Source organism: Halioglobus sp. D3-4, from assembly GCF_055809315.1.
In genome coordinates, this window is record NZ_CM147907.1 from 4,244,612 (window position 1) to 4,259,068 (window position 14,457).

At 52.7% G+C, this 14,457-nt stretch carries 13 protein-coding genes and 1 pseudogene; 8 read left to right on the forward strand and 6 right to left on the reverse strand.

What is annotated here, in order from left to right:
• Positions 1-118 precede the first annotated feature (118 nt).
• Together AC0L6S_RS18735 and AC0L6S_RS18740 are read left to right on the forward strand one after the other, a co-directional pair.
• Positions 119-1,264: an alpha/beta hydrolase family protein gene (locus tag AC0L6S_RS18735; RefSeq protein ID WP_473425638.1), complete on the forward strand. Its 1,146-nt coding sequence runs from the start codon at positions 119-121 to the stop codon at positions 1,262-1,264.
• 99 nt (positions 1,265-1,363) lie between these two features.
• Complete coding sequence (locus AC0L6S_RS18740) at positions 1,364-1,720, forward strand: phage holin family protein (protein WP_473428642.1); 357 nt, start codon at positions 1,364-1,366, stop codon at positions 1,718-1,720.
• A gap of 15 nt (positions 1,721-1,735) precedes the next feature.
• Here AC0L6S_RS18740 and AC0L6S_RS18745 read toward each other — a convergent pair whose 3' ends face one another.
• Positions 1,736-2,359, reverse strand: a complete 624-nt coding sequence (locus AC0L6S_RS18745; RefSeq protein WP_473425639.1) for a DsbA family protein — start codon at positions 2,357-2,359, stop codon at positions 1,736-1,738.
• Between the two features lie 144 nt (positions 2,360-2,503).
• Positions 2,504-5,083 (reverse strand): TonB-dependent receptor, encoded by a 2,580-nt coding sequence (locus tag AC0L6S_RS18750; RefSeq protein ID WP_473425640.1) that lies wholly within the window; start codon positions 5,081-5,083, stop codon positions 2,504-2,506.
• A gap of 187 nt (positions 5,084-5,270) precedes the next feature.
• Here AC0L6S_RS18750 and AC0L6S_RS18755 point away from each other — a divergent pair, with 187 nt between their 5' ends.
• A complete protein-coding gene (locus AC0L6S_RS18755) occupies positions 5,271-6,434 on the forward strand; it encodes an aromatic ring-hydroxylating dioxygenase subunit alpha (protein ID WP_473425641.1) in 1,164 nt (387 codons plus the stop codon).
• Here the strand turns inward: AC0L6S_RS18755 and AC0L6S_RS18760 are convergent, their stop codons facing one another.
• Positions 6,435-7,847, reverse strand: coding sequence for a sodium/proline symporter (locus tag AC0L6S_RS18760; protein WP_473425642.1), 1,413 nt, complete (start codon positions 7,845-7,847; stop codon positions 6,435-6,437).
• Positions 7,848-7,962: 115 nt separating this feature from the next.
• On the opposite strand from AC0L6S_RS18760, the gene AC0L6S_RS18765 reads away from it, so the two are divergent.
• From AC0L6S_RS18765 to AC0L6S_RS18775, 3 genes are all read left to right on the forward strand, one after another.
• Positions 7,963-8,388, forward strand: coding sequence for a hypothetical protein (locus AC0L6S_RS18765; protein WP_473425643.1), 426 nt, complete (start codon positions 7,963-7,965; stop codon positions 8,386-8,388).
• Positions 8,389-8,530: 142 nt separating this feature from the next.
• The gene (locus tag AC0L6S_RS18770) at positions 8,531-9,457 is read left to right on the forward strand and encodes an IS1595 family transposase (protein ID WP_473425644.1); all 927 of its coding nucleotides are present in this window, start codon (positions 8,531-8,533) and stop codon (positions 9,455-9,457) included.
• Positions 9,450-10,481 (forward strand): BstA C-terminal domain-containing protein, encoded by a 1,032-nt coding sequence (locus AC0L6S_RS18775; RefSeq protein WP_473425645.1) that lies wholly within the window; start codon positions 9,450-9,452, stop codon positions 10,479-10,481. Before AC0L6S_RS18770 ends, AC0L6S_RS18775 begins: the two co-directional genes overlap by 8 nt.
• Here the strand turns inward: AC0L6S_RS18775 and AC0L6S_RS18780 are convergent.
• The 3 genes and pseudogenes from AC0L6S_RS18780 to AC0L6S_RS18790 all read right to left on the reverse strand — a co-directional run.
• Positions 10,478-10,675, reverse strand: coding sequence for a hypothetical protein (locus AC0L6S_RS18780; RefSeq protein ID WP_473425646.1), 198 nt, complete (start codon positions 10,673-10,675; stop codon positions 10,478-10,480). The genes AC0L6S_RS18775 and AC0L6S_RS18780 overlap by 4 nt on opposite strands.
• Entirely contained in the window at positions 10,672-11,676 is a 1,005-nt protein-coding gene (locus tag AC0L6S_RS18785; protein WP_473425647.1) for an SDH family Clp fold serine proteinase, read from the reverse strand. The genes AC0L6S_RS18780 and AC0L6S_RS18785 overlap by 4 nt, the downstream gene beginning before the upstream one ends.
• Before the next feature lie 363 nt (positions 11,677-12,039).
• Positions 12,040-12,533, reverse strand: a pseudogene (locus AC0L6S_RS18790) (transposase); the annotation flags it as partial.
• Positions 12,534-12,666: 133 nt separating this feature from the next.
• Between AC0L6S_RS18790 and AC0L6S_RS18795 the strand changes: the two are divergent.
• Together AC0L6S_RS18795 and AC0L6S_RS18800 are read left to right on the forward strand one after the other, a co-directional pair.
• Positions 12,667-14,010 (forward strand): hypothetical protein, encoded by a 1,344-nt coding sequence (locus AC0L6S_RS18795; RefSeq protein WP_473425648.1) that lies wholly within the window; start codon positions 12,667-12,669, stop codon positions 14,008-14,010.
• A gap of 201 nt (positions 14,011-14,211) precedes the next feature.
• Positions 14,212-14,442: a hypothetical protein gene (locus tag AC0L6S_RS18800; RefSeq protein WP_473425649.1), complete on the forward strand. Its 231-nt coding sequence runs from the start codon at positions 14,212-14,214 to the stop codon at positions 14,440-14,442.
• Positions 14,443-14,457: the final 15 nt, after the last annotated feature.

The following is a 14,457-nucleotide window of genomic DNA, read 5'->3' on the forward strand; positions in this document are numbered from 1 at the left end:
CAACGTGGCATATTGGCGCTGATAGTCAACACTATCGACCTCTGCTTTTTCCTCAACCAAGCGCATCTGGCCCGGCGAGGTAGTGCCACCAATAATAATTCTGCAGGAGTGATGTTCTATGTTCCATTTGCGATGGTGTTTTTCCCTGGCGGCCCTGCTGTTGCCAGTACTCTCTGGATGCTCAGATGGCAGCGACGGTGCGGCAGGTAGTGATGTAAGCGGCGCAGCGCAATCCTACAGCTATGATGAGATGGGACCCTATCCGGTCGGCAATCAGACCATAAGCGTAATGAATACCCGTGAAGGCAGGGTGCTCAATGTCGAGCTTTGGTACCCGGCCGAAAACACACTGGCTGCACAGTCCATTGAAGATTTCGCCATCGATGCGGGCGAGCGGGAGGAAATTCTCACGCTGCTGGAAACTGCGCCACAGCAGTGTACGCGGCGCGAAACTTTCTCAGCGCGGGACTCACAACCCGCTACCAGTCCGGCGGTGTTGCCGCTGGTGATCTTTTCTCACTGTTTCGAATGCACGCGATATTCCTCTTTTTCTCTTGCGGAGCGTCTGGCCAGTCACGGTATAGCGGTCGCAGCACCGGATCACGCGCGCAACACTTTGTTCGACTCTGGCGCAATGCTGAACGTGAAGTTCCTGGCGACGCGCACAAGTGATGTCTCCGCCATTCTGGATGAACTGCTGATTGGTAATTCCCAGGTGCTGCCAGAGGCTCTGCAGGGTCGGTTCGACGAGAACCGGGTAGCCATAGCGGGCCACAGCTATGGCGCGGTCACCGCCGGCAAAATCCTGCAGGACGATGAACGTTTTAAAGCCGGGATGATTATTGCCGCACCGATTGAGAACCCTTTGTTCCCCGGAGTCAGCGTCGCGAATATCGAGGAGCCTATGTTGTTTATGGTTGCCGGTGAGGACAACAGTATCGGAAGCATCGGCAACACCGTGTTGCGGGCAAACTATGAGGCAGCGGTTGGTCCGGCCTGGAAAATTGAAATCGCTGATGCGGGGCACTGGTCGTTTTCGGATATCGCGGGAATCGTACCGGAGTTCAATGCCGGTTGCGGTGACGGCGTGCGCCAGACGGTGCCGGGCGAACCGTTCACCTACATCGATAATGTGCTGGCACGGGATATCACTGCCACCTACGGCATGCTGTTCTTTGCGGCCCATCTGCTCGACGATGAAGAGGCCCGCGAAACACTCGGTGTGTCGACTCTAGAGGGCGTTGTGGATGTACAGATGAAGTGACGCTGACGGAGGGGTTATCCGCAGGCTGTATACGGTTGTACGGGTTGTGCTACGCTGCCTGTACCAGCCCTTAATAATCGGGAGATAGTTATCAATATAATTCTTGGTATTCTTGTGACTGCAGCAGCGCTCTGGGTGACCACGGTGATCGTACCGGGGATTCATATAGAGTCTTCTGTCTCCAGCTTTCTGCTTGTGGCCGTGATCTTCGGCCTGGTGAATGTCTTTGTGAAGCCGCTGGTCAGCCTGTTGTCCCTTCCTGTTACCATCATCACTCTGGGTCTGTTCATGTTTATCATTAACGCCCTGATGCTGATGCTGACCGCATGGCTTGCCGGAAACGCGATGTCGATAGAGGGAAGTGGGTTGTCGCAACTGGGTTGGGCGCTCCTGGGTAGTATTGTCGTCAGTATTGCAGCTGTCTTTATTGGATGGATTTTACCCAGTAAAGGTTAACGGGAACTTCTGAGCCTAATTGGGTAGAGAGTCTCCAATAGCCCGAAGCATGGGCAGGTGCGATGCGTAATCGATTGCGATATGTGTTGTTGCGTCCCCGTTCTTCAGAACCAGTGAAGGAAACGATCTGACACCGAGATCTCGTCGCAGGGTAAACTGCCGCTGCAGTTCATTCTCAGTGTCGCTATTCACGAGGTCTTCTGAGAATTGCTGTGAGTCCAGCCCCAACTCACCGGCGAGCGTGATCAAGGTGCTGTTGTCCGAGGGGTTCATTGCGCGCAGATAGTAGGCGTGCGCAATGGCGTCGATCATCGCCTGTTCTGCATTTTGTTTGCATGCTGCCAATACTGCACGGCAGGCCGGGTAAGTGGAGCGCCTGGGTTTGCACTGCTGCCAGAAATCATAATTGAACTGTGCCCCTGTCCGTCTGCTCACCTCTTCCCAATAGCCGGAAATGGTTTTCTGCTGCTCCAGAGGCATTGGTTGGTCGCTGTCAGGTGCCAACCCGCCTACCACATTTACGACGCCAACATCTTCCGGTAGAGCCTGTCGCAGGCTTTGCCACGATCGTTGAAAACCCCAGCACCAACTGCACATGGGGTCGTGAACGTAATACAGTGTCGCTTTCGGGAAGCTCATTCTGCAAGTATGCCATTGGAGCACAAGCAGGAGTCAAGCAGACCGAGTGAATTAGGTGGCGGTGAATTGAACTGTCTGGGGTGGTATCGATAGGACGAGGAAAAGGCCCTGGTGTGGACCTTCTCCTGTATTTGAACCCTTCCCTTAGAAGCGATATTTGGCGCGGATACCGCCATTGCGCTTGTTTGCCAGGGTAACGGTGTATAAGTTCTGGAACTGCTGCTGGAAGTTCACAAAGCCGACGCCGCTAACCAGTTCATCCTCATCTGTGACGTTATTGACGTAACCGATGACTTCCCATTTTTCGGTGATCCAGCCGATTTGCAGATCTACCGTTGTCAGCGAGGGCAAGGTTGCCCAGCCGAGGTCGTCGGCAATCATGTCATCGCGGTAAATCACGTCAGTGCGAGCGTAGAAGTCGGCGTCGCCCACCGGCAAGTTGTACTGCAGCGATACGATTCCGGAATGTTTGGGAGTCCGTGGCAGTGTTTCGCCGCTGAGATCCACCGTGGACGCACCATCGGAACGGGTGCGCACGAAGCCGTCATACTCGGCATCGATGTAGCTATAACTCCAGTCTAGGCGAATGTGATCGGTGATCAGTACGGTGTTGGATAATTCCAGACCGTAGGACTTGGCGTCGCCAATATTGTCGACATACGGTACCGGTGGATTGCCATCTGCGGCTGGCTGGTTGGCGCTGGCTTGCTTGTCCTCGTTCTTGTTGTAATAGATGGCGCCGTTAAACAGGATGCGGTCTTCCCACCACTTACCTTTCCAGCCGAGTTCGTACGTGGTCAATTTCTCCTGATCGTAAACGACGTTTTCCGATTCCAGCAGGGATTCGAAGTTGAAACCTCCGGGCTTGGTGCCACGGGCAATGGAGCCATAGAACATATGATCGTCATTGTAGTGCCAGGTTAGCGAGGCCCTTGGGTTGAACGCGTCAAAGTTCTCGCTGCCAGTGACCTTGTTCGGGCCGCTGTAGTTAGGTACACCGGTAGCCGAATTGGCACATAGGGTACCGTTGGGCGAGATTGGTCCCGGGCAGGAGCCGCCGGTGTAGGGAGTCGAGGGATAGGTTACCCCGGGTTTGTCGTCCTCGAACATCGGCGTGACATAGGTCGGGTCAATTGTGCCGTACTCAATACTAATATCCTCCTGCTGGTAGCGTGCGGAGAGATTGAGTTGCCAGTCATCGGCAAACAGCCAGTTCATCGCTGCGTATATTCCAAAGGCCTTGGTCTCCCGCTCTGCGTCGCGCGGCAGCGTCCCAGTCAGTGCCAGTGTCTCGACGATGCTGTCGGTTTTCGCAAGAAAGGGGTTGGAAGCCGTACTGTCTACCCAGGTAGCCGTAGTCACTGTTGTTGTTGCGGTCAGGTTGTCGCGGTTGATGGCTTCGTTTGCCCGCTGGTAGTCTTTCTGCTTGTAGTCCTCGTAATAGTATTCGCCACCGATCATCCAGTCGATATTATCGCCGGTCTTGAAGGTGAGGCGCAGATCCTGGAAGTAGACGTCGCGTTGGTTTTCGGCGTCATATACATAGTTGAACGGGTTGTTCTCGTCGACCCACGGAAAGCTCAGCGCGGCCAGGGATGGAATCGGCGTATCGGCGGCGGGTTCTGCCGGCAGGCTGGTCACGGTAGGCTGGGCATCCAGATCGTACTCGTTGTCAGCATCGTGGTGGGTATAGGCGGTATTGGCAAAAATAGTGTAGTTGTCGGTGTCGTATTCAGTCTGAACATTGATTGTGAAGATCTTGTTCTTCACGCCATCCGTGCCTTGCGTGGAAAGGCGAATGTCATCCTCGTCGCCCTTGAGTTCACCTATAGACGTGGGCGATTCAACGAACGGGATCAGGTCACACACGCCCTCGGTGCGTACTTCGTCGCCATTGGCATCGATGCTGGTACAGGCATTGAAGGGGCTTATTGCCACTGGGCTTTCGCCAATTTTCTGATTGGCGTAATCAACACGTGTGAGGAAGTTGAGAGAGTCGGTTGCACTCCACTCCAGCGAGAGCGAGGCGGCGTGACTTTTTTCATCGCCGAGATTCTTGTTAGTGATTGGGTGGTCGTATTGTCCATCCACTTTTTTGTGTGCCAGATTCAAGCGGTATCGCAAGTCGTCGGTAATTGGCCCTGTAACTGATACATTTTCCTTGAGCAGATCATAGTTGCCAGCTTCCAGCCCTACTTCGGCCTCGAACACGTCGGAAGGTCGGCGGGTGATGTAGTTGATCGCGCCGGCAAATGCGTTGCGGCCAAACAATGCACTCTGCGGACCGCGTACGATTTCAACCTGCTCGAGGTCATACAGGTCAAGGGAGACGAGTTGTCCGGCGCCTGTGCCGATCAGTGCGTCACTGGTCTGGTCGACACCGTCCACCAGAATGGCCACGTTGGAGCGTCCGGACAGTGTGGTTACACCGCGCAGGTCAGGGCGTACATCATCACCGCCGATGCCCTGTGTAAGTGTCATGCCCGGGTTATACTTGATCACATCCTCGGTGTTGGTGATGCCCAATCGGTCGATTTCAGTTTTGCTGAATACGTTAATGGACATGGGAATATCCTGCACGTTCTCCTGCAGTTTTCGCGCGACCACCACGACTTCTTCCAGTTTTGCGTCCTGGGCTACGGCAAGGCCCGTATGCGCTGCACAGGCAGCAGTGATAGCAGCGACCAGGCGCGTTTGGCGCAGGCGCAGTTTAGTGTTGACCATCGTTCAGTCTCTCCCCAGAGGAATCTTTGTAAAGAATTCTAGTTGTAGGCATATGTAGACCTGATATTAAGCCTCGAAACCAGAGAAATAATGACATTTATCAAATTCGGACTGATCGGTTTGGTGGCAGGCTACGTATACATTACGTTAAACTACAAAATGGGCAATAACAGGCGAGGTAACGGTTATGCTGACTAATCTTTGGTATGTGGCCGAGTGGTCAAACAAGGTCAAAGATAAACCAGTGAGAGCGAAACTGCTCGGACAGAACTTCGTGCTGTTTCGCGGCAGTGACGGGAAGATCAATTGTCTCAGTGACATTTGCATTCATCGTGGCGGGGCGCTGTCCAACGGCTGGACGACCGAGCGCGATTGTGTCGCCTGTCCCTATCATGGCTGGGAGTTTGACCCCGAGGGGAAGGTGCAGTTTATTCCCAGTCGCGGTGAGGGTGTTGAGGCGCCCGAGCGCGCCCGCATCGATGCCTATCCCGCCCAGGAACGGTACGGCATGATCTGGGTGTTTATGGGCGACCTGCCTGAATCCGAGCGCTATCCTATTCCGCCATTTCCAGAGTACGACGACAGGGACAACTGGCGGCCTGTGTATACCGAGTTCACCTGGAACGCCGATGTCAGCCGTGTGGTGGAGAACGGTATCGATATAGCGCATACCTCTTTTGTGCACCCGGGTTTTGGTCACCGCGATATGGCGGATAAGAACCACGTGGTGAAAATCGAACGCTCGGAATACTCTGGTACCTCATCCTGCATCCTCTATCCACCACCCATGCAGGGCAATGCGGGCCTGATGCGTTTCGCGCGGCGCGACAAGGCTGAAACGCATGTGCATCCTTCATTCTATCTTCCGGGTCACTGTGTGCGATTGCATATACAGGTGAACTCCTGGATGGAGATGATTATTTTTGACGCCAACACTCCGGTGGATGAACACACCACCCGTTCCTTCGTCGTACAAGTGCGTAACTTTTTCAAGTTCGGCATGTTCGACAAGGGCTCGGTGAAACGCACGCAGAAAGTGTTCCGGGAAGACGCTGAGATTGTTGAGGCACTCTCCCCCCACTATCTGCCGCAGACACTGGAGGCTGAGGTCTCGGTGGAGCAGGACAAGTTCATGGGGGCCTGGCGCAAAGTGTTGCGTACGCACATAGAAGAGAAAGGTTGGAAGATCGATACCGATGCGATGAAAGCCGCAGAAGGTAAAAAAGTGTTCACCATTCCCTCGCCAGCGCGTAAATCCAATCCCGACCTACGTTGGGCCCTGGAGACGGTGCCGTTAATACCCGCGGTACGCCAACCCCTGAAGAGCGTGTCTGAAGAGGAAAGCGCCTAGTTAGATCGCTTTGCGGTTCGGTCTGCGCACAGTGAGTACTGCAACCCCCAGCAAAAAGGGCAGCGTGCGTTCGGCGACATCGCCGGGCGCGTTCGGCAGGCTGTAGAGCACCAGTGCAGCGACGAAGCCCGCCAGCATCGATGGCAGTATGCGATTGGCGGGAATGCGAATATTCAGCGCCCGAGACAACACATTCGGCCCCAGTGCGGAGCCTATTGCCACCCAGGCAAACAGCACCCGTTCAAATATAGTCGCTGGAACAGCGATAGCTACTGCGATGGCCGCCAGTGAGATGACGGCAATCACCAGGCGTGAAATTGCCAGCGCAGACCAGCGCCTGCCGCGGTTGAGCCCTAAGTCGTGTGCCACGGTAGTGCCTGTTACCAGCAGCATACTGTCGGCGGTGGACATGATGGCGGACAGCACGGCGGCCAGCAAAATCGCGCCCAGGACCGTGGGGAACAGCGCTTCGTTCACCGCGAAGAAGACTTGCTCGCTATTGCCGAGGTCGCCTACCAGCAGTCGTCCGCACATGCCCAGAATCCACATCCCGATGAACATGATCGCGTACCAGAATGTGGCAATGTATTGCGCCTGTCTCAGTGCCCGCGCATCTTTCAGCGCCATAAACCTTGCCACCAGATGTGGCTGGCCGATGGATGATATACCGATGGACAGTGAGCCCACTAAAAACCCCAGTAGAGCGAGGCCTGCGTTGTTGCCGGTAAATTGTGTATAAGCCGTATCGGTAACGTCTGCCAGCGCGGCGACAAACGCGCTGATGCCCCCGAGTTCGATGATTGCGGCGGTGGGCAACAGCAGTGCTGTGGCGACCATCAACAGACCCTGCAGGGTGTCCGTTACGCTCACTGCCCAGAACCCGCCCAGCAGCGTGTACACCAGAATAACAATTCCGCCCAGCGCAATGCTCTCCGCGTTGTTAAGCCCGAAGGTTGAAGAGAATGTGTTGCCCGCCCCCTGAAATTGCGAGGCGATGTAAATGACGAAGCAAAACAGAATAATCACAGAAGCCGCGACAATGATTCTGGTGCGCTGGCCGCCGCTGCTACCCATTGCCACCAACTCCGTCGCAGACAGCAGCTCCTTTTCACCCGCCAGTGACATCACGCGCGGTGCCACTACAAACCAGGATACCGCGCAGCCGACAATGGCGCCCAGCGCCACCCAGAGGCTCGAGTACCCCACCGTATAGGCCAGACCGCTCATTCCCAGCAGGGTCCAGGCAGAGGCCGCGCTGGCGGCATAGCTCACCGCGCCGACCCAGGGCCCCAGCTGGCGCCCGGCGAGGAAAAAGTCCTGTTCAGAGTTCACGCGGCGCTGTGCCCAGAAGCCGATAAGTACCAGCAGCACCTTATAGAGTACGAGGGTGGTGAGAACGACAGTGGTATTCAAATGACAGCCCTACTTACTGAAAAAACCGATGGTCCCAATTTTTTTTCAATCCGGGTGAACCGATTGCAAAAATGCACCGTATACAAGGTGTAATCAAACAAAACAGGAGCTCAACATGTCAGCAATTCGCATTCTTATCGTCGCCCCGGTTATTTCCGCCATGCTGGCTTTGTTCAGCCTTAACGCCAATGCCGCAGACCAGACGGAGGCCGCTGCGGCGGGTGAAGCCTCGCTGGTAGTATACCGCGCCGATGAATCTGTCCGCACCCAGCGCCTGCGTATTGCTGTGCGTGTGGATGGTGAGCAAATGGGCCGCCTGATGAGCGATGACGCTATCGCTACGAGCCATCCCGCTGGCACTTACGAGATTTCGACGGGCATTCACGGTGCCGAGACGCTTGAGATTGATCTCAAACCCGGAATGGTGCACTACGTTCGCATCGACCCCCGAGAGCGCACGCAACGCCTGAGCGTTTCGGTCGCCGAGGTTGAGGCGCAGGTTGCCCAGGTCGAGCGGCCGGAGTTGGACTCGGCTATCTAACACCCTGCAGGTCCATTGCCCCCTGTGCCCGGTTTTGTGCCGGGCTTTTTTTTGGGACCTATATACATAGCTAGCCATAAAAACATTGACTAGCCGGTACTTCTTGGCTAATTTACTTCCTAAAGCGATAGGGAGTAAGCCAGTGAGCAAGCCAGAAACAACCAGCCTATACGAGTTCTTCAAACAGATTCCTGATGAAGAATCAGCGCGCCTCTACTTCGAGGGTAAACGCTGGGGTGACACTCCATACTGTGCGCACTGCGGAAGCGTGAATGCCTCGGAGTGCAAAGATCACAAGCCCATGCCATATCGTTGCAAAGATTGCCGTAAGCATTTCAGCGTTCGCACTGGCACCGTTCTGGCCGAATCCAAAATAGCCTTGCACAAATGGCTGATGGCTATCTACATGATGACCACAGCCCGCAAAGGCATTCCCTCTACCCAGATGGCCAAAGAGCTTGGCATTACCCAAAAGTCCGCATGGTTCCTCGCTCAACGCATCCGCGAAACATGGATGAACAACAAGCCCACTGACGGCGGTTCACTTGGCGGCGAAGTCGAAGTAGACGAAACCTATATCGGCGGCAAAGAAACCAACAAGCACGCAAGCAAGAAGCTGCACGCTGGCCGTGGCACAGTCGGTAAGATCGTTGTCGCTGGCATCAAAGAGCGATCAGGTAACGTTGTCGCCTCGGTAATTCCAGGCACTAGCAAACGCGTCCTGCATTCTTTCATAAGCACTCACGTCCGCGCCGGTTCAACGGTGTACACAGACGACCATAGTTCATACTTGGGGATGCCCTATAATCACATGAGCGTTAATCACTCTGCCCGCGAGTACGTTAACGGCATGGCACACACAAACGGCATAGAGAGCTTCTGGGCGCTCCTGAAGCGCGGATACTACGGCGTATACCACTACATGAGTGAAAAGCACCTGCACCGCTACATCAATGAATTTTCAAACCGCCACAACACCGCTGACCTGAGCACTATGGACTTCATCGCCATGACCGCTGAGCGGGTTTCCGGCAAGCGTCTAACCTACAAGGAGCTGATCAATGCCTAAAAACAAAGATATAATTGAGCCCATCAACGCCAAGTTCGACGATGTAGTTGATTCTGTATTAGCCAATTCTAGGCCCACCCCTAAACCTAAAAAAATCAATAACATGGAGCCGAAAACACCGGTTTTAGTCCCAACCATCCAAGAGCAACTTTTCCACGTCGAAAAGCAGATCGAAATTGACGGTGTAGAAATGGGTGTGCTGGACAACGGCATCCCTTATCTAACCGAAAGCGGCCTAGCCCGTATGTGTGGAATAGACCGTAAAGTTTTAAACAGGCTCGCTATCAATTGGGGTGAAGAAAGGCATAAGCCAAGAGGCAAGCAAATCTCCCAGCTGCTTGAGCAAGGAGGATACTTAGAGGACATGCTTTACCTCAAGTCGGAGCATAGTGGATCACCAGTAAATGCGTACACCGAGCCTGTCTGTCTTGCGATACTTGAGTACTACGCATTTGTTGCAGATGAGACACGGCCTGAAGCCATTAGAGCGTTTCGCTCATTGGCGCGTATCACGTTCCGCAGTTTTATCTATGACGCTGTGGGCTATTCGCCCGAACAGAAAATACTCGATAGCTGGCGGCACTTCCATGATCGGGTGGACATAACGGCCACGTCGGTCCCGCTCAATTACTTTAGCGTTTTTCGAGAGATCGCTGGGATGATTGTCCCGATGATACGGGCGGGCATTCTGATCAATGACCGAGTGGTTCCCGATATCTCAGTGGGCAAGGCATGGAGCGCCTATTGGGTCAAAAACAACCTCTCTGAAAAATTTGGCGAGCGTACTAAATATGACCACGAGTATCCACTGTATTACCCGCAAGCCAAAAGCAATCCGCAGCCTTCATACGCGTACCCAAATGAAGCCCTGGGAGAGTTTCGCAGTTGGCTGATCCGTACCTATCTTACAACTAAATTCCCCGCCTATCTGTTGGGGCAAACCAAGAAAGGCACGGTTCCGGAGGCTATTGCGAATAAAGCTATAGAGGCGTTCTCCGGGAACCTTCTTTCCAAAAAGGATTAGCCTTTGATCATCTCTTTTTCTGCGGGCGAAGAGTGTTTAATCGCGCTTCGTTGACCGCGTAAAACGATAGTGGCGTTCCTGTGTATATTTGACTCTGCTGTAGGAAGCACGGTGTCAGAATTGGACAGGCCACTACTATTGGCTGATTCGCGATAGATCTTGCTTGCATCCGTTCCAAAGCTGATATCAATCATTTTGCTTTCCTCCACCCTTCAAATGTTCTGTTGTCACTGATGGATTCTGTATCAACGCCATTCTGGTCAGTAACTTTAGTTTTTCTAACTATGCCCTTGGTCGTAAATCTATGACTTCCACCGGAAACACTTTCTATCAAACATCTGTGCAGTTCATACTTCTTTGAACTCCCTCTCCCTGCCAATTCTGAAAGATCGAATGGTTCCAGCAGTTTTAATTCATCCCTGTAACTATCATTGACCGCTTTCAACTCTTTGTAGAAGGGATCGCTTGGTTTTTCGATATTAAGCCCCAAGTCCACGCCCTCCCTTCTGTTGATAGTATAGTCATGGCTTCCTGATTCGCTGCATAAAAAGTCTATTACTTTTGCCACTTTATCATCATCACTTATTTGATGAACGAGCAGCTTTTTTGCCAAATCTCGTATCTGCTGCCTAGTTCTAAAAATTTGCCCCAGAACTAATGGGTGCACTTTGTCACTCAAATGCATGTAAATGTTTGCCAAGTCAGAAGATTCTGTTACCCCTAAATCTTGTTTTGCTGCCTCAAAGTAGCCTCTTACAGCTTCAACACTAACAGGGACGGTAACGCCTGGCCCTGCCGCCGGAATTTGAGGGTTAAGAGGGCCGTTGGAACTGGGGTCAATCGGTCCCAACGTTGCTTGCTTCGTCATCACAATAGTATTAGAGCCTAGGGAAATTAGCGTCCCGGCACTCAAGGCCTTTAGTGGTATAAGTACCTCCAGCTCATCGCAAAAGGTGCGAAGCAAGTTTACGAGCCGCCATGCGGCGGCAGTCTGCCCGCCATTAGTGTGAAGTATTAAAGATATTTTCTTTGTTGGTCCTATCAGGTCTAGATGCTCTACAAAAAGGTCTATGATCTCTTGTGATATCTGTGTTTCAAGACCTCTTCTATCGCCAGTGACGTAAAGCAGCACCTTAGATTTTCTTCGCTTCTCAATTTCTTGGAATATCTTTTTACGCGCTTCATAATTTGCCATTGCACACTCCATTGCTGAGCCATTTATTATGGTTTGCGCATGATAATGGATATCTTCTGGCTCGCAAAGGCAGGATTTATTGGCTAGCTATGTATATAGGTCCCTTTTTTTTGTCCCGACTTTGGTGGTGGCGTTGGACGATCTTGGGGCTTCGTGAGCAGGTCCCGGTTGGCGCACGGCTTTTCAGTCGCTCCTCGGGAATCGCTTGGTGAAAAGCCGTGCGCCAACCGGGACCTGCGATCGTAGTGAGTCCAGCGTTGTGTGATTTTTTTGCCTTGGGATTCGAGGGCTACTCTTTTCCATAAGAATTGTGTCCGTAGCTCAGAAAAGAAACTGAGGCGAAATTACGCTCACTGAGACTGCACGGCTGTTATACAGCCGGAAGTAGCGATCCAGCCCGGCCTTTGCCGCCGAAACCGTGTCGTAAGCATGCGGGTAAGCTTCCTCGTGTTGCACGAATCGCCAGAGCCGTTCCACCCGCCATGCGCCTTTGCCATCCATGCTGATCCGGATGCGCTGTCTTTTAGCAGGCTCGAAAACGCTAGGCTGGTGAACTGGCCGTCCTGGTCGGTATTGAAAATATCCGGTTTTCCGAACCTTTACATGGCCTCCGCAACCGCCTCCAGGCAGCAGTGGGTATCCATGGTGGTAGAGATTTTCCAGAACAACACGCGCCGTGAATACCACTCCAACACGGCGGCAACATAGACAAAGCCCCTGGCCAGCGGAATGTACGTGATATACATCGTCCAGACCTGATTGGACCGGTTAATGGCCAGGTTGCGAAACAGGTAGGGATAGACCTTGTGTTGTGGGTTCGGCTTGGTTGTATTGGACATGGGTTTGAGACACTGAATTTTCGGATCTACGCTCAGCGCTGTATTTTCAGATGCAGATCTAGCATTGGCATCGGGGTATATGTAGGCTAGACCTAATAACTATATTCGGTAAGAACACGAATCGTTAGCTCGCAGTAAACAGCTCGCTGCAATGAAAAAGGATTTTGAGTATATGCGTACATTATTGTTTTTCTCCCTACTTGTCATCACGCAGCTTGCAAGTGCTGTCGAGCGCAGCAACGACGGACATGGTCAGGTTTTGCTGGTCCCCTTTTTTACTACCACCAATGGCTGGGATACCTATCTGGATGTCACCAGAAAACCGTCGACAATACAGACTGTATTAAAGATCAGGGTGCTCGACGGCGAAACCGGTTTGCTGGTTAACAGTTTCAACGCGTACGTCGGCGCGGCCGAAAACTGGCGCGCTGCATTTACTCAGGTTGAGCCTAACCTGTCGATCTTGAGGATCACGGAGGGCTCGTGCACCGTATCGGGTGATGGCAGGTTCGGTGGTGCCGGCACAGATTTTGAGATTGCTACAGATACAGGGATGGTGGAAGTGTACGTTGTTGGCGTCAGTGATAGTGCGTCCGAGGATGTCCTGGAGTCGTCATGCCAAGAGTTTGCAGAGCGCTGGCAACCCGGAGGCGCGTGGACACGTGATCCTGTAGCCGATTTGTATGTTTCTGCTGTCACTGCGGATGTCACGGGTTATTTTAGCCTGGTCAATGTCTCGTTGGGACTATCGTCGGCGCTACCCGCCATAGGATTGCTCGACTTCATGGAAGCTATTCCCCACACAGCTCCTGGGGACGAGCATCCCAATCTTTTTGATGCTGATCCGATAGCCCATCTGTCCGATGGAACGATTGTCACTCCCGACTCAGGGGAAGGCATAGATGCGGTAGCGCTTTTGTTGTCTACCCATGAGGGCACCATATCAAACGATGTAGTGTTATCGGCCGGTGTTGCCGCCAGAACCGATTGGATAATCTCTTTCCCGTTGCGCGGCTATAGAGAATACGGGAGCTTTGCGGTTGACCTTGGCGATGAAGTCAAATTTTGTAATGAGAAAGACCTTGGTAGCGGTGGTCGCGGTAGCATAATGGCGCGGCTCGAGACACCATGGTCGTACTTGGGCAGTGGTTTAATTTTTGGCCGATTCCTCGATATCGATCCTTTGCCGACAGTCAGCTTTTCGGCGTTTCTCTGTGATGCCGTCAATGTGCTGAGTTTCGGTGACAACGCGCCTATTCTCCTGGAAGCAGATTCAGCATTACAAGAAAATATCGCTACGGGCAGTGGTTATCTCGATTTTGACAAGGATTCTGTCAATCTTGGGTATTACTTCAGGGATGGCATTTCGGAATCTCACAAGAATGACGGCAGGCCTGTCGTAGGCTACGGCGTGACCCTCTTCGAAAATGGTAGGCTTGAGAATGGAAATGTCCTTGCAAACTATTTGTTTGTCAGGCCACACCTTGTGGAATAATTTGAGGTAATTGATCAAGAGAAACTGCAAGCGCCAGTCCCTGTTGTCGATCATCGGCGCAGTAATTATTGTCATTGGCTTACCTGCTTCTACACCCTCGTTTGCACTTGGGAGGTGGTCTTGGTGGCGGTGCCAGAGGTGCTGACAAGAGCCCTGAGACCCACATTCCGCTTAATAGATTCATTTATGGGAAGTAGCGCCATGCTTGACCTGAAAACACTACCGGAGAGCTTGCGAGAACTTTCAAATGCAGATTTTCAGAAGACGTTATGGCTACAGGAAAATGATGACCAAATGTCTTCCTATGCGGCGGCGACTTGTGGTGTATTTGATGATGCTGGACTACCGAGCGCTGTTGGTACTGGATGTGGTGCATGGCAGCGGCATTCGCATATTCTGTGTTTCAGCACAAAAGACATAATGTTATTATAATATAACAATTGCCTG

Bases quoted from the DNA above. Each gene is read 5' to 3' on its own strand.
- AC0L6S_RS18755 (WP_473425641.1), top strand. From the start codon at position 5,271: ATGCTGACTAATCTTTGGTATGTGGCCGAGTGGTCAAACAAGGTCAAA.
- AC0L6S_RS18785 (WP_473425647.1), bottom strand. From the start codon at position 11,676: ATGGCAAATTATGAAGCGCGTAAAAAGATATTCCAAGAAATTGAGAAG.
- AC0L6S_RS18735 (WP_473425638.1), top strand. From the start codon at position 119: ATGTTCCATTTGCGATGGTGTTTTTCCCTGGCGGCCCTGCTGTTGCCA.
- AC0L6S_RS18745 (WP_473425639.1), bottom strand. From the start codon at position 2,359: ATGAGCTTCCCGAAAGCGACACTGTATTACGTTCACGACCCCATGTGC.
- AC0L6S_RS18795 (WP_473425648.1), top strand. From the start codon at position 12,667: ATGAAAAAGGATTTTGAGTATATGCGTACATTATTGTTTTTCTCCCTA.
- AC0L6S_RS18780 (WP_473425646.1), bottom strand. From the start codon at position 10,675: ATGATTGATATCAGCTTTGGAACGGATGCAAGCAAGATCTATCGCGAA.
- AC0L6S_RS18765 (WP_473425643.1), top strand. From the start codon at position 7,963: ATGTCAGCAATTCGCATTCTTATCGTCGCCCCGGTTATTTCCGCCATG.
- AC0L6S_RS18775 (WP_473425645.1), top strand. From the start codon at position 9,450: ATGCCTAAAAACAAAGATATAATTGAGCCCATCAACGCCAAGTTCGAC.
- AC0L6S_RS18750 (WP_473425640.1), bottom strand. From the start codon at position 5,083: ATGGTCAACACTAAACTGCGCCTGCGCCAAACGCGCCTGGTCGCTGCT.
- AC0L6S_RS18800 (WP_473425649.1), top strand. From the start codon at position 14,212: ATGCTTGACCTGAAAACACTACCGGAGAGCTTGCGAGAACTTTCAAAT.